Consider the following 20,825-nt stretch of genomic DNA (forward strand, 5'->3'; position numbering starts at 1 on the left):
TCAGCTCGATATTCGAGCAGCCTACCGTGTTAGGGTGACGCAGGCAACAGCGAGGGGAGCCAGGGTGGAGACCAAGCCGGGCGTCCGCGCGCAGACCCTCGACCGCGCGCTCGACGTCCTCGACATCCTCGCCGACGGGCAGGCGCGGTCGAGCCAGGACCTCGCGGCCGCCACCGGGCTGCACCGCTCGATTGTCTACCGCATCCTGCGCACGCTGGAAGATCGGGAACTCGTTCGGCGTACTACCGAAGGCCGGTACACCATGGGCCTCGGCCTGCTGGTGCTGACGCGCTCGGTGCTCGGCGAGACCCAGGCACAGCTGCACGACGTCCTCGCCGAGCTGGCGAACAGCGTCGGGGCGACGGCGTTCTTCGCGGTCCCGAGGGCGGGGCAGGTCGTCACGCTGGTCACCGTGGAGCCCGACCGGGACCGGGCCGGTGTGGCGGCGTACCGGCCGTGGACCCGGGCGCCGATGGATCGCGGCGCGTGCGGCCTGGCGATCCAGTCCGCGAGCCCGGCCCGGCCCGACGAGCGGCCGGAGATCGGCTGGGCGCGGCAGACCGGAGTGGTCCGGACCGTCGGCGAGCTGCACCCCGGGTTGACCGAACTCGCCGCACCGGTGCGGTTCGCCGAGGGCACGGTGGGCTGTGTCGCGGTGGTGTTCGTCGCGGGCGAGATCAGCGAGGACAAGGCCGCGGACGCGGTGCGCCGCACGGCGATCCGGTTGACGCGGCCGGCGGACGAGGTCTGGGAGATCTGAACGGCGGGCGATCAGGCGGCTTCCTCGTCCTCCGTGAGCAGGGCCCAGTGCTGCCGCGCGGTGGGGCGCCACTCGACGTGCAGCCGGTGGAACAGTTCCGCGGCCTGCACGCCGCTCCAGTTCGCGGGCAGCAGCCGCACCGGCAGCTGCGGGTCGAGGAAGGGGAACCGGCGCCATTCGTGCACGAGCTTCGTCTGCGCGTGCAGCACCTCCGCCCCGGTCGCCGGGTGCAGGCCGGTGAACTCGTCGATGAAGCCCTCGTAGCGCTCCTCCAGCGCGGTCAGGTCCCAGGCGCGCGAGACCATCGCGTCCTCGTCGCCGATCTGGCCGTAGGAGGCGACGAACGACATCGCCTCGCGGTCGAGGCCCAGTTCACGCACGATGCGTTCCGCCTCGTCCTGCCTGCACGGGTCCGCGCTGATCCACACGCCCGGCGTCGGCGAACCGAAACCGGCCCACGTCAGCCGCGTGCGCAGGCTGTGCCGCAGGTCCCGTTTCGTCTCCGGCACCGACACGAGCAGCATCAGCCACCGCCCGTCCCACGTGCGGCCGTCCCGCCCGAAGCCGTAGATGCGTTCCGCGCCTTCGGTGAGCAGCCGCCGCCCCGGCGGCGTCAGCGACCAGCGTACCCGCCTGCCGACGCGTTCGCTCACGAGCCAGCCCTCGGCCGCCGTGCGCGCGAGCGCCTGGCGGGCCGACTTCTCCTCGACGCCGAACATCGCCAGCACGTCGACCAGCGTGGACGTCCACACCGGGCGGCCACGCGGCAGCGCGAACTCACCGAGCACGGTCATCAGCAACGAGCGGGCGCTCGTGTGGCTGACTTCGCGCCGCCTGCTCACCGTCGGACGTGCCGCGGTATCCCCCATGGGCTCCTCACCTCCCGTCGCCGGCACCGGGTTTCCCCACGTTATACCGGCGGCGGAAGGATAGTGCGTCAGGGCAGGAAATACGAGAGCTCCGCACCCGGGCGCGGGAGGAATTCCTCGGGCGGGAAATTCCCGCCCCACGGCTCGTGGATAATGCATTCGTCACGGGCGCACTGCCCGCACAACGGCCGGTTCTCGACGTCGAAACACCATTCTTCGTTTTCCGGTGTCTGCTCCCGCGGCACGAGGCACGCGAAACAGGTGACCCCGGGTCCGAAATCAATGCGAGTTGCCATGATTACCATCCGGTTCTCTCGGCTCCCTGCAGCATAAGTCGGCCGCGGCGGACCCTGAAGCGTCGTCACCGGAATGTAGCAAACAGCCGATCCGCTCACTGAAACCGAGCACGTTTCTGCAATTTGCAGAGTGAATGTTGGCGACGCGGCGTGGTGGTCTCGCGTGCGTTAGCCTGCCGTCGTGAGCGAGCCCGCAGAGGAGCTTCTCGCCCCGCCCGGAACCGGGGCGAGGCAGGGATGGCTGACGTACGAACTGCTCGGCTGCGCCCGCCACGGGCACCACCTGCTCGGCCGCGACACCGCGCGCATCCGCCCCGAGGACGCGATGGTCGTGCGTGAGTACGACGGGCTGCGCTGGCACCGCTGCCTGCGGTGCGACAGCTGGGTGCCGCTGCCGCCACCGGCGGCGCCGAGCCGGGAGCGGCTGCCCGACCTCCACGAGGTGGACGTGCCGCTGCGCGGGCGGCTGCTGCGGGACCGCTACGTGCTGCGGCTCATCGCGCTCGACCGGCTCCTGCACTTCGTCGTGCTGACGGTGCTCGCCGTCGCGGTGTTCGCCTTCGCCCGCGAGCGGCAGTCGTTGTCCGCCCCGTTCTTCCGGATCACCGACGCGCTGCAGGGCGCGCTGGGTGGCCGCACCGGCCGTTCCGGCGACGGTCTGCTGGGCGAGGCGACGAAGCTGTTCGACGCGCGGAGTTCGACGTTGTGGCTGGTGGGCGCGGTGATCCTGGCCTACGGGCTGCTGGAGGGCGTCGAGGCGATCGGGCTGTGGCTCGCCCGGCGGTGGGCCGAGTACCTGACCTTCGTCGCGACCGCCGTGCTGCTGGTTCCCGAGTGCTACGAGCTCGCGCACCGGGTGACGGTGCTGAAGGTCCTCACGCTGGTGATCAACCTCGCCGTCGTGGTGTACCTGCTGTTCGCCAAGCGCCTGTTCGGCATCCGCGGTGGTGAGCGGACGAGCGACACCGGGTGGTCCGCGGTCGAACGCGTCCTGCCCGGTCGTTAACCGAGCTTCGCGATCAGCAGTCCACTGCGTGGTTTCGGCGTGAAGTAGGTGGCCTTGCGGGGCATGCGACGGCCCTGGTCGTGCACCGCGAGCACGTCCGCGAACGGCACGGGGGCCAGTTGCAACACCGCGTCGACGTCCGGGCCCGGATCGTGCCCCTCGGGGACCACGCGCACGTGCGGGCCCTCCGGATCCAGCCCGAGCGCACCGGCGATCAGCACGTCCTCGACGAAACCGTGGTCGATGCGCGGCAACGGCGGCGCGGGCGCGGGGAGTTCCACGACCAGCCCGGGCGGCACGGTCACCGTCCCGGGCACCGACGGCGGCGCGGCGCCGGGTACCTCGCGCACGACGAGTCCGGCACGTCGCCACGCGGCCGCGAGGCCGGCCGCCGTCAGGCCCGTGCCGGCCAGCGCGCGGTGGATCGCGCCGAGGTGCAGGTGCGGGCCCGCGGTGACCAGTGCGAGGAGGGCGGTTCCGGCCGCGGCGGAGGCGGCGACGCGGTGGTTGCCGTCGGCGACCAGCAGCGGGCGGCGCTGGACGGCCGCGAGCAGGTCCTGCTGTGCCGGACCCGCGCCGACGAGCCACAGCCGGTGCTCACCGGCCACCACCACCGGCTCCTGGCCCGCGACCGCCCGTTGGGCCTCGGCGGTCAGCGAACCGTCGTCGCCGAGCGGCACGAGCATCGCGGCGCTGGTGGCGTGCCCGAGCCAGGTCAGCGCCGCCGCGCGTTCGGCGACGATGCCCGGGTACACCTGCTCGCTGTGCCGCACCTGGTCGTCCACCGCGCCCGGGTCGATCAGGCACAGCACGCCGATCGTGCGCCCGGCGACCTCGTACACGGCGACGACGTCGTGCACCCCGGTGTAGGCGGTCGCGAGCAGGTGCTCCAGCGTGCGGCGGGCACCGGGCAGCGCCTCCGCGAGCGACAGCCCGCCGGCGAGCGCCTGCGGCGTGCGGTGCGGGTGTTGCACGGCCAGCAGGCTCGGGGACGGGGTGCGGGCGAGCGCCGCCGCGATCTCCGCCGGCTCGCCGAACTCGTCGACGTCGGGACCGGGGACCGCACCGTCCACGACCCAGGCGGCCGGAATCGCGCGGGCCCAGGTCACCGGAAACGGCCCACCGTTTCCAGCAGTGCGCTCAGATCCGCGCCGGATTCGATCTCCACCGGTTTTTCGTCCCGCCGGAACAACCGCGCGCCCGCCTCGACGCCGCCGAGCGTCAGCGACGAATCCTCGCGGCGCAACCACGTGCCCTCGCGCATCCCGAGCACGGGCACGTCGTTCTCCTCCAGGAACTGGAGAATGCGTTCCTCCCGCGTTTCGCCCATGTGCGCATCGCCCTCGACGGGGTCGAGGTAGTGCGGGTTGATCTGGAACGGGACCAGCCCGCTCGCGTCGAACGAGGGCGGCTGGACGATGGGCATGTCGTTGGTGGTCCTGATCGACGGGCACGCCACGTTCGTGCCCGCGCTCGATCCTATGTAGACGGTCCCGCGCGCGACGCGGTCCCGGATCGGGGCGAGCAGTTCGCGCGCGTACAGCTCGCGCAGCAACCGGAACGTGTTGCCACCACCCACGAACACGGCCTGCGCGGCGTCGAGCAGCGCGATGGGGTCGCCCTGGTGGGCTCCGGTGACCTCGACGCCGAACGCGGCGAGCGCCTCGGCGGCCTTGGCGGTGTAGGCGTCGTGGTCGGCGAGCGCGAACGGGACGAAGACCAGGCGGCGCACGCCGTCGAGGGTTTCGGCGAGGGCGTCGGTGGCGTGCTCGAGGTACCGCCTGCCAGGGGCGGTCGAGTTGGACAGCAACAGCAGGCGCATCAGCATTGACTACCACGCCGGTGCGGCTCGGGGCCCCGCCGGAGTGAGGGACTCCACGTCAGCGGTCGTCGAGCAGGTCCGCGGGGTGGATGCCGAGCGCGTCGGCCATCCGGAAGAGGCTGTCGAGCGTGATGTTGCGCGGCGGGCGCTGGCGCGGGTCCTCCTTGCTCTTCGGCTGGTCCAGCCGTGAGCGCTCCAGCTCCGCCACGACCGAGCGGGACACGCCCGCGCGGTCGGCGAGGTCCTCCTGGCTGAGGTCGAGATCGCGGCGTGCCCGGCGCACCCGCGTCGCGAGCGCGCGCAGGCGGTCGTCGAGCGACTCGTCCGGTTCCTTCTCAGCCATCGGGAGAAGCTTAGTCCCGGCGTTTCGCAGGACAGCTTGTTCTTCTTATGGTACTTTTTGTCGCATGGATCATGAACGCACCACACCGGGGTACCTGTACGAAGCCGTCGCGGCGGAGCTCGCGGCGCGCATCCTCTCCGGAGAGCTGCCCCCGAACACGACGCTGCCCGCCGAAGCCCAGCTCGCCCGCGAGTACGGCGTCTCACTGGGCACGGCCCGCCACGCGACGCGGCTCCTGCGGGAGCGCGGCCTCGTGGTCACGATCAAGTCGAAGGGCACGTACGTCGCGAAGCGGGACCGTGAGCCACCGATATGCCTGTGGAGCGCGGCTTGACGCGATGAGGGGCGGGGTGGGTGGCTGATTTCAAGTCGTAAGGCGAAGCGTCGGCGCAGAGTGCGGGGGTTGCTCGGTCGAGCCAGGCCGGAGGCGATACCGCGCCGACGTCGGAGCTGGCTTGCGGAGTGGGGGCTGGCGTAAACGACGTCGCAGCGGCGGGCGAGGCGGATGTGGGAGGCGTCGCCGGGTCTCGAGCAGGGTGCGGGCGGCGTCCTGACGCCCTTGCCGGGCATCTAGGTCAGGACCCGGCGCGAGTGTGCGCATCGAGTATCTCCTCCACCTCCGTGGTCACCTGGCTGCGTTGCTGATACGCGGTTTTCAGGCTGTCGGCGAGTCGGGGCAGGACGGCGTCGGCGCCGGTGGTGTCCGGGACGCTGGCGGTCTGCTCGTCCAGTGCGGTCCAGATGTCGGCGACCAGTCTTTTGCCGTGCCGGTGGCGATGGCGGTGACCTTGCGGATGCCGGTCGGCCCGCCGCAGCGGGACAGGATCTCCGGCGTAGTCCGCTCCAACCAGGTCTTGCGGGAAATCGCCCGCGGCGATGAGTTCCCGGTCTCCTCCGGGTCCGTACTGGCGGACAGGCACACCGAGGAGAGGAAGCGACCGTGGGCAAGCTGATCGTGGCCGAGTTCATGACCCTGGACGGCGTGGCGCAGTCGGGGGGACAGCCCGACGAGGACACCGACGGCGGCTTCCGCTACGGCGGGTGGCACGCGCCGTTCCTCGACCTCGAGGCGAGCAAGGTCATGCTCGAGGGAGCCCAGTCGATGGATGCCCTGCTGCTCGGCCGCCGGACCTACGACGTGTTCGCCGCCTTCTGGCCCAACGCGCCCGAGGAGATGCCCTTCACCGCGGTACTCAACGATGTTCCCAAGTACGTGGCGACCCGCACGCTCACCGAGCCCCTGTCCTGGCAGGGCTCGACCGTCCTCGGTCAGCCCCTCGAGGAGAGCGTGGCCGCGCTGAAGGACCGGTACGAGGAGGTGCACGTCATCGGCAGCCTCAACCTCGTGCAGTCGCTGCTGCGCTTCGGCCTCGTCGACCGGCTGGACCTGTGGGTGGACCCGATCGTGCTCGGCACCGGCAAGAAGGTGTTCGGCGAGGGGGTCCCGCCCACCGCGCTGCGGCTGGTCGAATCCGTCAGCTACCCCAACGGGGTGCTGCACCTGGCGTACGAGACGGCCGGTGAGCCGGAGTACGGCACCGTCGGCTAACCCACCACCTGGCGCCGCACGGTCCGCAGCACCTCCACGTCCACAGTGGACGGTTGGGCGGCCAGCCAGCCGCCGATCTCCTCGACGAACTGCTCGGGCGTCATCGGCGGGGCCGGCACCTCGAAGTCCTCTTCCGTGGTGATCTCGCCGGCACGGCTGGGGTACACGACCAGCGCGCCGCGGATCTCCACGCCCGGCAACAGCTCCCGGTACGCCTCGATCGCCGCCGGCAGCCGCGTCGCGCCGCCGCGGAAGAGGCGGTCGTCGCGCCAGAGGGTGCCGTCCTCGTCGGCCGCGTAGTGCCCCGGCAGCCACGTCTTCGACTCGATCAGCACCAGCCGCCGCCCGGCCAGCACGGCGTGGTCGACGTCGGCGAACACCGAACCCGGCCACGCCAGCCCGTGGAAGATCCGCACGGACGGCAGCCGGGTCAGGTAGCGCTCCAGCAGTTCCGCCGTCAGCCGCTCACCCCACTGGTCGGCGTCGGCACCGGGCCTGCCGAACACCACCGTCCGGCCGAACTCGCTCGCGAAGCGCTCGCGTGCCTGCCGGAGCAGCAGGTGCCGCCGCACGAGCCAGATCGCCACCGCCGTCGCCAGCAGGAGCCAGATCGTCAGCAGCAACGGGCCCGCCAGCAGGGGCAGCACCACCAGCAACAGCCAGCCGAGCAGGATCGCGGCGGGGGCGTGGCCGGGACGCTCGGGGGTCGCGGGCGACGCGCACTCGCCGCCCCGGTGCCACCACGGCAGCGACTCCGGGTCGAGCGGGGGGATCGTCGCGACGAACGACGGGTCCTCGCCGAAGTCGCGTGGCCGCCGCCGGACCCGCACCGGCGCGGGTGCCAGCCCCCGGTCGTAGTCCGCCCGGCGACGCGGGTCGCTCAGGGTCTCGTAGGCCTGCCGGAGCCGGTGGAACTCCGCGGGCGAACCGCCCGCGTCGGGGTGGCTGGCGCGGGCCTTCGCGCGGTACGCCGACTTGATCTCGGCCACGGAGGCGGACCTGTCCACCCCGAGCAGCTCGTAGTAGCCGGCTTCGTGCACGCGGTCACAATACAAGGGCGGATCCGGTAGCTAGAGTTACGCGATGGCAGGCACTCCAGCGGGTGAACTGGCTCGAAGACTCGGGATCCGGACCGGGCGCGTGGTGGCCCCGGCCGGGCTGGTGGCGGTCGTCGTGGCCGCGCTGGTGTTCGTGCTGCCGCCGCACAGCAGCCTCGCCGCACTGGTCCTCGGCATCGCCGGGGTGGCGGCGTTCGGGCTCGGCATGGTGCGGTACGCGGGCGGTCCGTGGTGGGCGCTGATCGCCGCGCTGCTGTCCGGCGCCCTGCTGTTCGCGGCGCTCACCGTCGGTGGCCGGGGTCTCGCGCTCCACGTGTTCGGCACGGCGGAGACGTGCGACGTGGTGCACCGCGAGGAGGTCGACACCAGCTCCCGCTACCGCCACTACGGCTTCGTGCACACCCTGAACTGCCCCAGCGGCGGCACGTTCACCCTCCGCACCGACTCCACGGACCGCCAGGAGGAGGGCGCGCGGGTCGCCGTGCTCGACGATCCCGGCGGCCTCCTCGAACCCGACTTCGCGAGCAGGCACAACCTGTACTTCGAGCTGGTCGCGATCCTCGGTGCCGTCGCGCTGGTGACCGCCACCGTGCGGTTCACCCGCTCACGCGTCAGAGCAGCGAGCTAGGGTCCGCGGGCACGTCCGCCGCGTGCTCCCGCAACGCGTCCAGGTCCACGACCTCCAGCGCCCGCTCGTGGGTCGAGGCGAGCACGACCGGCGGGGCGACGCCCGCCTCGTAGGCCTCCTGCCAGCGCGCCGCGACGATGCACCAGCGGTCCCCGGCCTGCAGCCCGGGGAAGTCGTACTCCGGGCGCGGGGTCAGCAGGTCGTTGCCGACCTTCAGCGAGTACTCGAGGAACTCCTTGGTGACGACCGCGCACACGGTGTGGTTGCCGAGATCGTCGGGGCCGGTGGTGCAGCAGCCCTCGCGGTAGAACCCGGTGACGGGGTCGCTGCCACACGGCTCCAGTTCCCCGCCGAGCACGTTGCGATCATTCGCCATGCACCCAGTTTCCCAGGATCCCGGCGGCCGCGCTGGTAACAGTGCTTGCGCCAGGCGAAAACGCTCTTGGTTCCCCCGCGCGGGCGGCCGACGATTCCAGGCATGGCCAACACGATCCTGGATCCGACCGGCGGGCGCCGCGCCGTGTCGGAGGGCGCGGCCGTGCTGACACCCCGGCGCGCGCGGCTGGCCGGGGCGACGGTCGGGCTGCTGTCCAACACCAAGCAGAACGCGGCGCTGTTCCTCGACGAGCTGGGGAAGCTCCTGCAGGAGCGGTACGGCGTCGAGGCCGTGCGGCCGAGCGTCAAGACCGCGTTCGCCCTGCCGCTGCCCGAGGAACAGCTGTCGGAACTCGCCGAGACCTGTGACGCCGTGATCACGGGCGTCGGCGACTGCGGGTCGTGCAGCGCTTCGGCCGTGGCGGACGGCGTCGCGCTCGAACGCCGTGGCATCCCGGCGGCGGTCATCTGCAGCGACGCGTTCGTCGTCACCGCCGATGCGATGGCGGACCTGCGGGGCGCCAAGGGCTACCACTACGCGAAGACCGCGCACCCGGTCGCGGTGCTGAACCCGGACGAAGTGCGCAAACGCGCCGAAGAGGTGCTGCCGGAGATCGTGGCGATCCTGACGGAAGCGTCATGACGGCGCCCGATCCCGACGTCGCGCAGGCCGCCATCGAGTACTGCTACGACCAGGACTGGAGCGACGGGCTGCCGCTGGTCCCCGCCTCGCAGCCACTTGTCGACAAGTTCCTCGCGCAGACCGACCGCGCGCCGGACGAGGTCCTCGGCAGCCTCGCCCAGCTGGGCCGCGACTGCACGGTGGAACTGGCCGCGATCAACGCCGCGATGGCCGGCTGCAAGCCCGAGTACTTCCCGGTCGTGCTCGCCGCGTTCGAGGCGGTCATGGCCGACCGGGCCGCGGCGGGCGGCGGCTGGCAGAGCACGAGCGGTCCGGCGCCGCTGATCGTCGTCAACGGTCCCGTGCGGCAGCGGCTGGGTTTCAACAGCACCGGCGGGGTGTTCGGCCCCGGCTTCCGTCCTAACGCGACAGTGGCGAGGGCGATCGGGCTCATCGTGCGCAACGCCTTCGGCGTCCGGCCGCACGTGCTTGAGCAGGCGACGCAGGGCCTGCCCGGCCGGTGGTCGATCTGCCTCGCCGAGAACGAGGAGGAAAGCCCGTGGGAACCGCTTTCGGTGGAGTGCGGGCTCGGCGAGGACGTCAGCGCCGTGTCGGCGACGTTGCTCCGGACGTGTGAGTACGTCGACAACCGGCACACGCAGGACCCGGAGCAGGTGCTGGCGGACATCGCCGACACCATGGCGCGCACGGGTGCGGTGATCTTCCGCGAGGCACCGTGCGGGCTGGTGCTCAGCCCCGAGCACGCGCAGATGTTCGCCAAGGACGGGATGAGCAAGGCGGACGTCAAGGCGTGGCTCGTCGAGCACGTCGGCCGCAGGCGCGGCGACCTGCGGCGCGTGGGCAAGAACGGGCTGACGGACAACTGGGTGCGTCACGCGGCCGAGGACGACGGCACCGACGAGGAGTTCGAGCGGTTCATGTCGAGCCCGGACCAGCTGCCGGTCGTGGTGGCCGGAGCACGCAACGCGGCGATGTCGATGGTCGTGCGGGTCTTCGGGGCCTGGCGCGGGAAAGCGGTTCCGGTGGGAGGAAAGGCATGATCGACCAGAACGGGCTCAAGGCGATGCGGGACACGCTCGCCGCCGACGGGTACGCGCTCGACGTCGCCGAACGCGGCGGGCGGGTGGACGTGCGGATCTCCGTCGCCGATCCGGACGCCTGCGCGGACTGCCTCGCGCCGGAACCGGTCCTGCGCGGCATCCTGCACAAATCGCTCGGCGTGCCCGAGCAGGCCATCGACCTGACGTACCCGGGCGACGCCGGATGAAGGTCGCACTCGTCACCGGCTGCGGCAAACGCGACGGCATGGGGCAGGCGATCGCGCGGGCGCTGGCGGCGGAGAAGACCGCCGTCGTGGTGTCCGACCGCGTGCCCGGCGGCGTCCCGAACCTGCGGCAGGAACGCCTGGGCCGCCACGACGACTGGACCATCGAGTCGCTCGTCGCGGAGATCACCGCAGAGGGCGGGACAGCGTCGGCGGTGACCGGCGACATCGGCGACGAGGACGACGCGCGCCGCATGATCGGCGAGGTCGTCGAGCGGCACGGGCGGCTCGACGTGCTGGTCAACAACGCCGCGGCCCCGCAGGGGCCGGACCGGCAGGACGTCGAAGAGGTCCCGCTGGACGTGTTCGACCAGGTCATCCGCGTGAACCTGCGTGGCACGTTCCTCATGTCGCGGTTCGCCGTGCCCGTGATGCGGGCGCAGCGGTGGGGCCGGATCGTCAACATCGCGTCGATGGCGGGCTTGTCCGCCGCGCCGGCCTCCACCGCCTACTCGGCGTCGAAGGCCGGGGTGATCGGGCTGACGCGGGCGCTGGCGATGGACGTGGCGCCGTGGGGCGTCACGGTGAACGCGATCTGCCCGGGACTGGTGGGCACGAGCCGCGCGGTGCTCAACCCCGATCCCGCCCTGGACGACCAGGAGGTGCTGGCGCAGCGGGGCCGGGCGATCCCGGTCGGTCGCGTGGGGCAGCCGGAGGACGTCGCGGCCGCGGTGCGGTACCTGGCGTCCGAAGACGCCGGTTATGTCACGGCGCAAACGCTCGTGCTCGACGGAGGTGGGCTGACGCCGTTCCCGCTGAAGCGCCCGTGATCGTTTTCGGGAGCACAATGGGGGCATGCGGACGATCACGCTGGAGGAACACTTCGCCACCCGTGCCTTCGCCGAAGGGCCGGCCAGGCGCGTCGTCGGGCAAGGGGATTTCCTCAACCGGTTGTGCGACCTGGACGAGCTGAGGCTCGCGGAGATGGACGAGGCCGGGATAGACGTCCAGGTCCTGTCCCTGACCGCGCCCGGCACGGAACAACTCGACGCGGACGACGCGCGGTACTGGGCCCGCACGACGAACGACGAACTCGCGGAAGCGGTGCACCGCCACCCGGACCGGTTCGCCGGTTTCGCCGCGCTCCCGATGGCGGATCCGGCGGCCGCGGCGGACGAACTGTCCCGAATGGTCGAGACGCACGGTTTCGTCGGCGCGGTCGTCAACGGGCACATCCGCGGCCGGTACCTGGACGACGAGTTCTTCGCGCCCGTGCTGGGAAAGGCCGAGGAACTGGGCGTGCCGGTCTACCTGCACCCGACACCGCCGCCCGGACCGGTCGTCGAAGCGAGCTACACGGGGAACTTCTCGGAACGGGTGTCCTTCGCGCTCGCCGCGGCGGGCTGGGGCTGGCACATCGAGACCGCCACCCACGTGCTGCGCATGGTGCTGGGCGGCGTGTTCGACCGGTACCCGCGGCTGCAGGTGGTGATCGGGCACATGGGCGAGGGGCTGTCGTTCATGCTGCCGAGGCTGGAGGAGGTGTTCGGCAGCCACGAGATCTCGCCGCCCACGGGGCTGGCCCGCCCGGTCGGGGCGTACCTGCGGGAGAACGTGCACTACACGTTCAGCGGCTTCAACTACGAGCCCAACTTCACCAACCTGCTGACCCAGGTCGGTGTCGAGCGGATCATGTTCTCCGCGGACCACCCGTACCAGCCGATGACGCAGGCGCGGCAGTTCCTCGAATCGCTGCCCCTCTCCGCGCCCGACCGGAGGCGGATCGCGCACGGCAACGCGGAAGCACTGCTCCGGTTGGCCTAGACCATTCCGGCGAGCAGCTCCGCCGCCTCGCCGGGGCGCACGAGGAAGCCCGCGTGGCTGCTTTCCAGTGTTTCCACGGTGAAGGGGTTCGCGGGGGTGAGCGCGTCGGCCTCGCGGATGAAGCGGTCCTGCAGTGCCAACGGGATCGACCTGTCCTGGGCGAGCCGGACGTAGGTGCGGGGGATGGCGCCCCACGTCTCGGCGCGCGCCTGGCTGTGGCTGCTGTCGAGGATCTCGTCGGGCTCCAGCGTGTTGAGGTACGCCAGGAACTCGTCTTCGGTGCCGTCGGCGAGCACGGCGTTCTTCAGCGCTGTCAGCAGTTCCGGGTCGGCGGTGCGCCAGTTCATCCGCAGCGCGCCCAGTTCCGCCGGGTCGGCCGCGAGCACGCCCGCGGTTTCGTGCAGGGCGCTGGTCGCGTACTCGGGGCCGGTCATGTACTCGGCGGGCGTCGCGTCGACGCAGCACCACGCGGAGATGTAGACGAGGCGGTCGACCAGGTCCGGTGCCGCGTTGCCGACGCCGGTGACCGTGAAGCCGCCCCGGCTGTGCCCGACGAGGATCGCGGGCCCGTGTTCGCGCACCCGGCGCAGGGTGTCGACGACGTGGGCGATGTTGTCCTCCGACGTGATGCCGGCCAGCCGGGAGGGTGTCTTGCTCAGCTCGGCCTGGTCCTGCGGCGCCTGGTACGCGCGGGGGAACGTGGTGCCGAACCCGTGCCCCGGCAGGTCGACGGCGAGCGAGCGGTGCCCGCGCAGTGCCAGTTCGCGCTGGAGCGGGGCCCAGCCGAGGGAGTTGCCGTTGGAGCCGTGGACGAACACGAAAGTCGGGGACACAACGGACATCCTGCCACGGCTGTGGCGGCAGTCCTGCCCGCGGTGAAACACCTGGACCGCTCGGGCGGCCTGCGGCTCGATCCGGGGGTGACGTTCCTGGTCGGCGAGAACGGTACCGGGAAGTCGACGCTGATCGAGGCGCTCGCGGTCGCCGCGGGCTTCAACCCGGAGGGTGGCAGCCAGCACTTCCGGTTCGCCACGCGCGCCACCGAGTCCTCCCTCGGCGACCAGCTGATCCTGACCTGGGGTGTGGCCAAGCCGCGCACGGGTTTCTTCCTCCGCGCCGAGTCCTACTACAACGTCGCGTCGGAGATCGAGCGCCTGGATCGCGAGCCGGGACCGCCGCTCCTCCCGGCCTACGGCGGCGTGTCCCCGCACGAGCGCTCACACGGGGAATCCTTCCTGGACCTCGTGACGCACCGGTTCGGGCCGCGCGGCCTGTACATCCTCGACGAGCCGGAGGCCGCGCTTTCCGTGCGCGGGTGCCTGGCCGTCTTGGCCCGTCTCGCCGAACTCGCGGAACAGGGCAGCCAGATCGTCGTGGCCACCCACTCCCCGGTGCTGCTCGCGCTGCCCGGCGCCACGATCTACGAGATCGCCGAGACGGGCGAGATCGTGCCCGTCCCCTACGAGCAGGCGTTGCCGGTGCGGTTGACGCGCGACTTCCTCGCCGCGCCGGAGCGCTACCTGCGGCACCTTCTCGCGGACGAGTGAGCTGCGTAAAGTCCAGATCGTCATGAAACGAGCCGTCGCGCACCTGGCGAACCTGGACCTCAACCTGCTCGTCATCCTGCGCGAGCTGATCCGGGAGCGGAACGTCACGCGTGCCGCCGAACGGGTGGGCGTCACGCAGCCCGCCGCGAGCGCCGCGTTGTCCCGGCTCCGGCGGCACTTCGGGGACGAGCTGCTCGTACGCGGCAAGGGCGGTTACGTGCTGTCCCCGCTGGCCACGCAGCTCGCCGAGCAGGTCGAGGTCGTGTGCGCCGCCGCCGAACGGCTCTTCGCCGCGGGGGAGAGCTTCGAACCCGCCACGTCCCGCCGCGAGTTCACCCTCCTCGTCGCGGACTACACGATCGCCGTGCTCGGCGAGCACCTCGCGCGGTTGCTCGACGAGCGGGCGCCGCGCGTCCGGTTGCACCTGCGGCTGGTCCGCGAGGCGATGGCGGCCGACGTCGAGGAGAACATCCGCCTCATGGACGGCATGATCGCCCCGCCCGTCGGCCGGTTCCGGCTTCCGGGGCTGCGCTCGGCGGAGCTGTTCCGCGACCGCTGGGTGTGCGTGGTCGCCGAGGGGAACGCCCTGCTGACCACCGACGAGCCGACACTGGACGACCTCTCGCGGCTGTCGTGGGTGGCGCCGTACCACCCCAACCAGGGCTACCCGCCCGCCGCGCCCCTCTCGCAGCAGCTCGCGGCCTTCGGCATCCAGCCGCGCGTCGTCGTGCGCGTCGAGAGCTACCAGGCCGTGCCGCACCTCGTCGCCGGGACCGATCGCGTCGCGCTGTTGCAGGAACGGCTCGCCCGTCAGGTCGCGGGCACGCTGGGCCTGCGGGTGCTGCCGTGCCCCGGGGATCCGCAGCCCATCGTCGAGAAACTGTGGTGGCACGAGAACTTCGAGGACGACCCCGGGCACGTCTGGTTGCGCGGGCTGCTGACAGACGCCGCGAAGTTCCTGAACTGACCAATCCGCCCCGCGCCCGGTACCGAACGAACTGTGCCGAGCCAGGGAAGGATGGGTGCATGGACGAGTCGGTGCGGGCGTTCCCGACGCGGCCGGGCGAGCAGGGGCCGACCCCGGAGGAGCTGCTCACGCAGGTCGCCAGGGGCAGCGAGGCCGCGTTCGAGCGGCTCTACGAGGTCGTCGCGGGACCCGTGTACGGCATCGTGCGCCGGGTCGTCCGTGACGTCGCGCAGTCCGAGGAGGTCGCGCAGGAGGTGCTGGTCGAGCTGTGGCGCACCGCGCCGCGCTACGACCCGGCCAAGGGCGGCGCGGTGAACTGGGCGCTGACGCTGGCCCACCGCCGCGCCGTCGACCGGGTGCGGTCGGCGCAGGCCCGTGCCGACCGCGAGCAGAAGGCGAGCGCCGTCGCCCCCGGCCGCGAGTTCGACGAGGTCGCCGAGGCGGTGACGGCCCGGCTCGAACGCGAGCAGGTGCGCCGCTGCCTCGGCTCGCTGACCGAGCTGCAGCGCGAGTCCGTGCTGCTCGCCTACTACGGCGGGAAGACGTACCCGGAGGTCGCGGAGCTGCTCGACAGTCCACTCGGGACGATCAAGACACGGTTGCGGGACGGGCTGATCCGCCTGCGGGACTGCCTGGGGGTGACCCGATGACGACGCCGGACGCGCACCTGCTGACCGGTGCCTACGCGATCGACGCGCTCGACGAGTTCGAGCGGCGGCAGTTCGAACGCCACCTCGCGCAGTGCCCCGAGTGCGCGCGGGAGGTCGCCGAACTGCGGGCCACCGGCGCCAGGCTGGCGCTCGCCGTCAGCGAGGCGCCACCGCCACGGCTGAAGGCCGAGGTGCTGACCAGGATCGCCGGCGTGCGCCAGGAACCCCCCGGCACCGAACGCACGGAACCGGCGCGGGGGGCGAGGGGACTGGCGCTGCGGCTGGTTTCGGTGGCGGCCGCGGTCGCCGTCGTCGTGGCGGTCGCGCTCGGCGTGGTCGTGGTGCGGACGCAGGGCCAGCTCACCGCGGCCCGCGGTCAGCTGGCCCAGCAGAACGCCGTGACGCAGCTGTTGTCCGCGCCGGATCTGCGGGCCGTTTCGACCGAAGGCGGCAGCGTGCTGCTTTCGCAGCGGCTCGACCGCGGTCTGCTGGTGCTGTCCGGGATGCCGGACCAGCCGGCGAACACGACGTACCAGGCGTGGGCGATCGTCGGCGGCACCGCGAAGTCGCTGGGTGTCCTGGGGCCGCGCGGTACCTCGGCGCTCGCGTTCGCCGGGCTGCGGGGCGTCCAGCAGATCGCGATGACGGTCGAACCGGCCGGGGGCTCGCCGCAACCCACGACGAGCCCGGTGGCGCGGTTCGCGGTCTGACGTCATCGCCTCAGCCGCGCGAGGAGGCTCTTCGTGCTCTCCCGGCGCGCGTACGCGAGCACTCCCGCGACGATCGCCAGCGCCGCCGGGGTGAGCGCGTACAGGGGTTCGCCGAGCACGAAGAGCTGCGTGCAGGTGGCGCCGACGAGCAGGGCCGACAGGCCGAGTGCGGCGAGCCCGGTCAGCGCCGGGACCACCAGCCCGATCGCGCCGGCGAGCTCCAGCACGCCGACCAGGTAGCGGAACCACTGCCCGGCGCCGATCTCGTCGAAGATCTGCACGGCGAACCGTTCGCCGAGCAGCTTCGGCCCCAGGAAGGCGCCGAGGCGCGTCCGGAGCGACCACGGAAAGTCATCGCCACCGCAGCGATGAGTTCGCGAACTTTGCCGGGTCTGTACAGGTGACGCGACAGGAGGCGATGCTGGTGACCATGACACTGACCGAAAGACGGGCCGACGAGGATTTCCTGCGTCAGGCCGATCCGTTCAGACGCGAGCTGCTCGCGCACTGTTACCGCATGCTCGGTTCCGTGCACGACGCGGAGGACCTGGTGCAGGAGACCTACCTGCGCGCGTGGAAGTCCTACGACCGGTTCGAAGGGCGTTCCTCGCTGCGCACGTGGCTCTACCGCATCGCGACGCGCGTGTGCCTGACCGCGCTGGAGAGCCGGGACAAGCGCCCGTTGCCGACCGGGCTCGGCGGGCCCGGCCTGGACGGGGGTGACGAGCTGGTCGCCCAGGACGAGGTGCCGTGGCTCGAACCCGTGCCGGACGCCATGGTCGGCGCCGACCAGGCCGACCCCGCCGCGATCGTGACCTCCCGCGAGAGCATCCGGCTGGCGCTGATGGCCGCGCTCCAGCACCTGCCGCCGCGGCAGCGCGCGGTGCTGATCCTGCGGGACGTCCTGCAGTGGCGCGCCGCCGAGGTGGCGAAGGTCCTCGACACCACGACCACCGCGGTCAACAGCATCCTGCAGCGCGCCCGCGCCCAGCTCGACGAGGTGACGCCGCGGGAGGACGACGTCGTCGCGCCGGGTGACGCGGAGCAGCGCGAGCTGCTGGAGCGGTTCGTGGACGTGTTCGAGCGCAAGGACATCTCGGCGATGGTCGAGCTGTTCACGAAGGACGCGATCTGGGAGATGCCGCCGTTCGTCGGCTGGTACCAGGGCCCGGAGAACATCGCGAAGCTCATCGACCTCAAGTGCCCCGCGAAGGGCCCCGGCGACATGCGGCTGCTGCCGATCCGGTCGAACGGCCAGCCGGGGTTCGGCCTGTACGTCCGGGACGGCGACGTGTACCGGCCGTTCAACATGCCCGTGCTGACGCTGTCGAAGTCCGGCGTCCGGCACGTGACCTGCTTCTTCGACACCGGCCTGTTCGCGAAGTTCGGGCTGCCGGAGGTCCTGCCGGCATGACGGACGGGGGCGCGGCGCTGCTCGGTGGGCTCGGGCTGCTCGAACGCGCGATCGGTTACGCGCTCGGCAGTCTGGCCCTCGTCCCGCCCGGTCCGCTGTCGCGCCCGACCCCCTGTGCGGACTGGACGCTGGGGGACCTCCTCGCACACCTCGACGATTCGCTGCTTGCGCTGCGGGAAGCCGCCGACCTCGGGCACGTCCCGCTCACCGTGCCCGAGGCGGCGGGCGATCCGGTCACGACGGTGCGTGGTCACGCCACCGGTCTGCTCGCCGCGTGGACGGCGGCGGAAGCGCCGGGAACGGTCGGCGTCGGGGCGGCGGTCCTGACGTCGGAGCTCCTCACCAGCGCCGGCGCGTTCGAGATCGCGGTGCACGGGTGGGACGTGGCGCAGGCGTGCGGGGCGCGGCGTCCGCTGCCGGAGCCCCTGGCGGAGGAGCTGCTCGACCTGGCGCCGCTCCTGCTCACCCCGGCGGACCGCCCCGGCCGGTTCGGCCCGCCCCTGGGGGTGGCGGGCGGAGCCAGCGAACGGCTGCTGGCCTTCACGGGGCGGAGGGGGTGAAACGCCGGGGCGCGTGATCACGACTGTCCTCCCGTGACCGATGCCCTGGCGCCCTTCGCCGCATCCTCCCCGTCCGAGTCCGAACCCGTGCGGCCGTTGACCGCGCTCGGTGCCGCCGCCGCGGTCGCGGTCGTACTGGCGGCGGTGGCGAGGGGTGCGGTGACGTGGACGCACTGGCACGCGTACCACGTGGTCACCGGCTACCTCGACGGTTCCGCCCCGCTCGCCGACGTGGTGGCCGCCGACTCGCTCAACAGGACGCTCCGCTGGGTCTCGTTCGCGGTCCTGGCGTGCGCCGGGGCCGCCGTGGCCGGGTGGCTGTGGCGGGCCCGCCGCAACGCCGAGTCGCGGTCGCTCGCCCAGCACCGGCTGGGCCGCGGCTGGGTGATCGGCGGCTGGATCTGCCCGGTCGTCAACTTCTGGTACCCGCACACGATCGTCTCCGACGTCTGGAAGACGAGCAGGCCCGGCTCCCCGGAGACGCTGAACCTGGCCCGGGTGCGGGGAAGCGGACTGGTCACGGCCTGGTGGTCGCTCTACCTGCTGTCCGCGCTCGTCGACCTCTGGGCCACCGTCGGGTTCCTCCGGCCCGCCGATGCCCACGACCTGTTCACGGCCTCCCTCACCGACACCGTGGCTTTCGGCATCCGGGTGGTGTCGGGCGGGTTGTTCCTGCTGGTGATCGCCCGCATCACCGCGTGGCAGAAGGCAGCCTCCGCTTGTTAGCAAAATTGTTGACAATCTAGGTCGCAGGCTCCTACTGTCGGGTGAGCAGCCGGAAGTAGGGAGATGTCCTGGCATGAGGAACGTCATCGTCACCGACGTGCCGCGCGCGGAGATCGAAAAGGTCGACAAGCTCGCCGAGTACGGGGTCGCCACGGTGCACGAAGCCCTGGGCCGCACCGGCTTCCTCGGTCCGCAGCTGCGTCCGGTGCACCTCGGCTCCCGCATCGGCGGCACCGCCGTGACCGTCCTGTCCTGGCCGGGCGACAACCTCATGATCCACGCGGCGGTCGAGCAGTGCCGTCCCGGTGACGTGCTCGTCGTGACCACCACCTCGCCCAGCACGGACGGCATGTTCGGTGAGCTGTTCGCCACGGCGCTCCAGGTGCGCGGGGTGCGCGGCCTGGTCACCGAGGCCGGCGTCCGCGACGTCGCCGAACTGCACGAGATGGGCTTCCCCGTCTGGTCCCGCGCGGTGAGCGCGCAGGGCACCGTCAAGGCGACCGCGGGCGCCGTGAACGTCCCGATCACCATCGGCGGCCAGCTCGTCAAACCGGGTGACGCGATCCTCGCCGACGACGACGGTGTCGTGGTCGTGCCGCGGCAGGACGTCGACCGCGCGGTGGAGGCGTCGCAGGCGCGCGTGGAGAAGGAGGAGAAGACCCGCGCGGCGTTCCGCGACGGCGAACTCGGCCTCGACCGCTACGGCCTGCGCGCGAAGCTCGCGGAACTCGGCGTCCAGTACGTGACCGCAGAGGAGTACGGGCTGTGAACGGGGTGCCGTGCCTGCTGATGCGTGGCGGCACCTCCAAGGGCGCGTACTTCCTCGCCGACGACCTCCCGTCCGATCCGGCCGAGCGTGACGACCTCCTGCTGCGCATCATGGGCAGTCCTGACCCGCGCCAGATCGACGGTATCGGCGGCGCGCACCCGTTGACGAGCAAGGTCGCGGTGATCTCCCCGTCGTGGGACGGGAAGTCCGATGTGGACTACCTGTTCCTGCAACTGGGCGTCGAGGAGGCCACGGTTTCCGACCGGCAGAACTGCGGCAACCTCCTCGCCGGCGTGGGCCCGTTCGCGGTCGAGCGCGGACTCGTGCGGCCCGGCGCCGAGATGACGTCCGTGCGCATCCACATGGTCAACTCGGATTCCGTTGCGGTGGCGACGTTCCCGACGCCGGGCGGCGTGCCGCGCTACGACGGGGACACCGCGATTTCGGGCGTTCCCGGTACCGCCGCGGCGATCACGCTGGACTTCACCGACACCGAGGGCTCGGCGACCGGCAGCCTGCTGCCGACGGGGAACGTGCGCGACGAGATCGACGGCATCGAGGTCACGTGCATCGACAACGGGATGCCCGTCGTTGTCGCGTACGCCAAGGATTTCGGTATCACCGGCTACGAAAGCGTCGAGGAACTCGCCGGTCTCCGCGACCGGATCCAGTCCCTCCGCCTGCAGGCCGGGAAACTCATGGGGCTCGGGGACGTCAGCGAGGCGTCGGTGCCCAAGACGACGCTGGTGGCGGCGCCGCGTGACGGCGGCACCATCTGCACGCGCACGTTCATCCCGCTGAAGCTGCACACGTCGATCGGGGTGCTGGGCGCGGTGACCGTGGGGACGGCCGTGCTGATGGAGGGCGCGGTCGGGCACGACCTGGCGCACGTCACCGGCAACCGGCTGGACATCGAGCACCCGACCGGCCACCTGGAGGTGGAGGTCGAACTGGACGGCGTGCACGTGCGCCGCTCCGGCGTGGTGCGCACCGCACGAAAGCTGTTCGAGGGCACCGTTTTCCCGCGCTAGCTAGGAGATTGTCG

General features: G+C 71.8%; 28 protein-coding genes. 19 read left to right on the forward strand and 9 right to left on the reverse strand.

Going from position 1 to position 20,825, the window contains the following annotated elements; translation table 11 throughout:
• Positions 1-34: 34 nt before the first annotated feature.
• A complete protein-coding gene (locus ABFX51_RS35780) occupies positions 35-760 on the forward strand; it encodes an IclR family transcriptional regulator (RefSeq protein ID WP_245782928.1) in 726 nt (241 codons plus the stop codon).
• 11 nt (positions 761-771) lie between these two features.
• On the opposite strand, the gene ABFX51_RS35785 is transcribed toward ABFX51_RS35780, so the two are convergent.
• A complete protein-coding gene (locus ABFX51_RS35785) occupies positions 772-1,629 on the reverse strand; it encodes a PaaX family transcriptional regulator (protein ID WP_091504753.1) in 858 nt (285 codons plus the stop codon).
• A gap of 477 nt (positions 1,630-2,106) precedes the next feature.
• Here ABFX51_RS35785 and ABFX51_RS35790 point away from each other — a divergent pair, with 477 nt between their 5' ends.
• Positions 2,107-2,931 carry a DUF2127 domain-containing protein gene (locus ABFX51_RS35790; RefSeq protein WP_346056427.1) on the forward strand — a complete coding sequence of 275 codons (825 nt, stop codon included), beginning with the start codon at positions 2,107-2,109 and terminating at the stop codon, positions 2,929-2,931.
• On the opposite strand, the gene ABFX51_RS35795 is transcribed toward ABFX51_RS35790, so the two are convergent.
• From ABFX51_RS35795 to ABFX51_RS35805, 3 genes are read right to left on the reverse strand one after another with little or no spacing between them, the layout of a single operon-like run.
• Positions 2,928-4,040 carry a DUF1015 family protein gene (locus tag ABFX51_RS35795; protein WP_346056428.1) on the reverse strand — a complete coding sequence of 371 codons (1,113 nt, stop codon included), beginning with the start codon at positions 4,038-4,040 and terminating at the stop codon, positions 2,928-2,930. The two genes, ABFX51_RS35790 and ABFX51_RS35795, sit on opposite strands and share 4 nt — an antisense overlap.
• The gene (gene pepE, locus ABFX51_RS35800; protein WP_091504859.1) at positions 4,037-4,753 is read right to left on the reverse strand and encodes a dipeptidase PepE; all 717 of its coding nucleotides are present in this window, start codon (positions 4,751-4,753) and stop codon (positions 4,037-4,039) included. The genes ABFX51_RS35795 and pepE overlap by 4 nt, the downstream gene beginning before the upstream one ends.
• 58 nt (positions 4,754-4,811) lie before the next feature.
• A complete protein-coding gene (locus ABFX51_RS35805) occupies positions 4,812-5,096 on the reverse strand; it encodes a helix-turn-helix domain-containing protein (protein ID WP_091504750.1) in 285 nt (94 codons plus the stop codon).
• 64 nt (positions 5,097-5,160) lie between these two features.
• Here ABFX51_RS35805 and ABFX51_RS35810 point away from each other — a divergent pair, with 64 nt between their 5' ends.
• Positions 5,161-5,430 (forward strand): winged helix-turn-helix domain-containing protein, encoded by a 270-nt coding sequence (locus ABFX51_RS35810; RefSeq protein WP_091504749.1) that lies wholly within the window; start codon positions 5,161-5,163, stop codon positions 5,428-5,430.
• A 241-nt stretch (positions 5,431-5,671) separates the two neighbouring features.
• On the opposite strand, the gene ABFX51_RS35815 is transcribed toward ABFX51_RS35810, so the two are convergent.
• The gene (locus tag ABFX51_RS35815) at positions 5,672-6,016 is read right to left on the reverse strand and encodes a hypothetical protein (RefSeq protein WP_143249804.1); all 345 of its coding nucleotides are present in this window, start codon (positions 6,014-6,016) and stop codon (positions 5,672-5,674) included.
• 20 nt (positions 6,017-6,036) lie between these two features.
• Between ABFX51_RS35815 and ABFX51_RS35820 the strand changes: the two genes are divergently transcribed.
• A complete protein-coding gene (locus tag ABFX51_RS35820; protein ID WP_091504747.1) occupies positions 6,037-6,645 on the forward strand; it encodes a dihydrofolate reductase family protein in 609 nt (202 codons plus the stop codon).
• Here the strand turns inward: ABFX51_RS35820 and ABFX51_RS35825 are convergent.
• Positions 6,642-7,685: a J domain-containing protein gene (locus tag ABFX51_RS35825; RefSeq protein ID WP_091504746.1), complete on the reverse strand. Its 1,044-nt coding sequence runs from the start codon at positions 7,683-7,685 to the stop codon at positions 6,642-6,644. The two genes, ABFX51_RS35820 and ABFX51_RS35825, sit on opposite strands and share 4 nt — an antisense overlap.
• Before the next feature lie 43 nt (positions 7,686-7,728).
• Here ABFX51_RS35825 and ABFX51_RS35830 point away from each other — a divergent pair, with 43 nt between their 5' ends.
• Complete coding sequence (locus tag ABFX51_RS35830) at positions 7,729-8,331, forward strand: hypothetical protein (RefSeq protein WP_091504745.1); 603 nt, start codon at positions 7,729-7,731, stop codon at positions 8,329-8,331.
• Here ABFX51_RS35830 and ABFX51_RS35835 read toward each other — a convergent pair.
• Positions 8,315-8,707 carry a DUF2237 family protein gene (locus ABFX51_RS35835; protein ID WP_346056429.1) on the reverse strand — a complete coding sequence of 131 codons (393 nt, stop codon included), beginning with the start codon at positions 8,705-8,707 and terminating at the stop codon, positions 8,315-8,317. The two genes, ABFX51_RS35830 and ABFX51_RS35835, sit on opposite strands and share 17 nt — an antisense overlap.
• 102 nt (positions 8,708-8,809) lie before the next feature.
• On the opposite strand from ABFX51_RS35835, the gene ABFX51_RS35840 reads away from it, so the two are divergent.
• From ABFX51_RS35840 to ABFX51_RS35860, 5 genes are read left to right on the forward strand one after another with little or no spacing between them, the layout of a single operon-like run.
• On the forward strand, positions 8,810-9,349 hold the full coding sequence (locus ABFX51_RS35840; protein ID WP_091504743.1) for a UGSC family (seleno)protein: 540 nt from the start codon (positions 8,810-8,812) through the stop codon (positions 9,347-9,349).
• Complete coding sequence (locus ABFX51_RS35845) at positions 9,346-10,389, forward strand: hypothetical protein (RefSeq protein WP_346056430.1); 1,044 nt, start codon at positions 9,346-9,348, stop codon at positions 10,387-10,389. Before ABFX51_RS35840 ends, ABFX51_RS35845 begins: the two co-directional genes overlap by 4 nt.
• Positions 10,386-10,616 carry an ADP-ribosylation factor GTPase-activating family protein gene (locus ABFX51_RS35850; protein ID WP_346056431.1) on the forward strand — a complete coding sequence of 77 codons (231 nt, stop codon included), beginning with the start codon at positions 10,386-10,388 and terminating at the stop codon, positions 10,614-10,616. The genes ABFX51_RS35845 and ABFX51_RS35850 overlap by 4 nt, the downstream gene beginning before the upstream one ends.
• A complete protein-coding gene (locus ABFX51_RS35855) occupies positions 10,613-11,443 on the forward strand; it encodes an SDR family NAD(P)-dependent oxidoreductase (RefSeq protein ID WP_346056432.1) in 831 nt (276 codons plus the stop codon). Before ABFX51_RS35850 ends, ABFX51_RS35855 begins: the two co-directional genes overlap by 4 nt.
• Positions 11,444-11,468: 25 nt before the next feature.
• On the forward strand, positions 11,469-12,437 hold the full coding sequence (locus ABFX51_RS35860; RefSeq protein WP_346056433.1) for an amidohydrolase family protein: 969 nt from the start codon (positions 11,469-11,471) through the stop codon (positions 12,435-12,437).
• On the opposite strand, the gene ABFX51_RS35865 is transcribed toward ABFX51_RS35860, so the two are convergent.
• The gene (locus tag ABFX51_RS35865) at positions 12,434-13,270 is read right to left on the reverse strand and encodes an alpha/beta fold hydrolase (RefSeq protein WP_428832529.1); all 837 of its coding nucleotides are present in this window, start codon (positions 13,268-13,270) and stop codon (positions 12,434-12,436) included. The two genes, ABFX51_RS35860 and ABFX51_RS35865, sit on opposite strands and share 4 nt — an antisense overlap.
• Before the next feature lie 42 nt (positions 13,271-13,312).
• Between ABFX51_RS35865 and ABFX51_RS35870 the strand changes: the two genes are divergently transcribed.
• The 4 genes from ABFX51_RS35870 to ABFX51_RS35885 are packed head-to-tail and all read left to right on the forward strand — an operon-like array spanning position 13,313 to position 16,311.
• Positions 13,313-13,984, forward strand: a complete 672-nt coding sequence (locus tag ABFX51_RS35870; RefSeq protein ID WP_346056435.1) for an AAA family ATPase — start codon at positions 13,313-13,315, stop codon at positions 13,982-13,984.
• 22 nt (positions 13,985-14,006) lie between these two features.
• A complete protein-coding gene (locus tag ABFX51_RS35875; RefSeq protein ID WP_091504737.1) occupies positions 14,007-14,951 on the forward strand; it encodes a LysR family transcriptional regulator in 945 nt (314 codons plus the stop codon).
• Between the two features lie 59 nt (positions 14,952-15,010).
• Positions 15,011-15,601, forward strand: coding sequence for an ECF RNA polymerase sigma factor SigK (sigK, locus tag ABFX51_RS35880; protein WP_091504736.1), 591 nt, complete (start codon positions 15,011-15,013; stop codon positions 15,599-15,601).
• Entirely contained in the window at positions 15,598-16,311 is a 714-nt protein-coding gene (locus ABFX51_RS35885) for an anti-sigma factor (RefSeq protein ID WP_091504735.1), read from the forward strand. The genes sigK and ABFX51_RS35885 overlap by 4 nt, the downstream gene beginning before the upstream one ends.
• 2 nt (positions 16,312-16,313) lie before the next feature.
• On the opposite strand, the gene ABFX51_RS35890 is transcribed toward ABFX51_RS35885, so the two are convergent.
• Positions 16,314-16,748, reverse strand: coding sequence for a DoxX family protein (locus ABFX51_RS35890; RefSeq protein ID WP_346056436.1), 435 nt, complete (start codon positions 16,746-16,748; stop codon positions 16,314-16,316).
• Between ABFX51_RS35890 and ABFX51_RS35895 the strand changes: the two genes are divergently transcribed.
• The 5 genes from ABFX51_RS35895 (at position 16,742) to ABFX51_RS35915 (ending at position 20,811) form a co-directional block, all read left to right on the forward strand.
• Positions 16,742-17,725 carry a sigma-70 family RNA polymerase sigma factor gene (locus ABFX51_RS35895; protein WP_091504858.1) on the forward strand — a complete coding sequence of 328 codons (984 nt, stop codon included), beginning with the start codon at positions 16,742-16,744 and terminating at the stop codon, positions 17,723-17,725. The two genes, ABFX51_RS35890 and ABFX51_RS35895, sit on opposite strands and share 7 nt — an antisense overlap.
• Entirely contained in the window at positions 17,722-18,285 is a 564-nt protein-coding gene (locus ABFX51_RS35900) for a TIGR03086 family metal-binding protein (RefSeq protein WP_346056437.1), read from the forward strand. The genes ABFX51_RS35895 and ABFX51_RS35900 overlap by 4 nt, the downstream gene beginning before the upstream one ends.
• 33 nt (positions 18,286-18,318) lie before the next feature.
• Positions 18,319-19,011: a DUF4328 domain-containing protein gene (locus ABFX51_RS35905; RefSeq protein WP_346056438.1), complete on the forward strand. Its 693-nt coding sequence runs from the start codon at positions 18,319-18,321 to the stop codon at positions 19,009-19,011.
• 73 nt (positions 19,012-19,084) lie between these two features.
• The gene (locus ABFX51_RS35910) at positions 19,085-19,780 is read left to right on the forward strand and encodes a 4-carboxy-4-hydroxy-2-oxoadipate aldolase/oxaloacetate decarboxylase (protein WP_091504731.1); all 696 of its coding nucleotides are present in this window, start codon (positions 19,085-19,087) and stop codon (positions 19,778-19,780) included.
• Positions 19,777-20,811 carry a 4-oxalomesaconate tautomerase gene (locus ABFX51_RS35915; RefSeq protein WP_346056439.1) on the forward strand — a complete coding sequence of 345 codons (1,035 nt, stop codon included), beginning with the start codon at positions 19,777-19,779 and terminating at the stop codon, positions 20,809-20,811. The genes ABFX51_RS35910 and ABFX51_RS35915 overlap by 4 nt, the downstream gene beginning before the upstream one ends.
• The last annotated feature ends 14 nt before the right edge of the window (positions 20,812-20,825 follow it).

It is taken from the genome of Amycolatopsis dongchuanensis (genome assembly GCF_039542405.1).
Taxonomy (GTDB): Bacteria; Actinomycetota; Actinomycetes; order Mycobacteriales; family Pseudonocardiaceae; genus Amycolatopsis_E; species Amycolatopsis_E sacchari.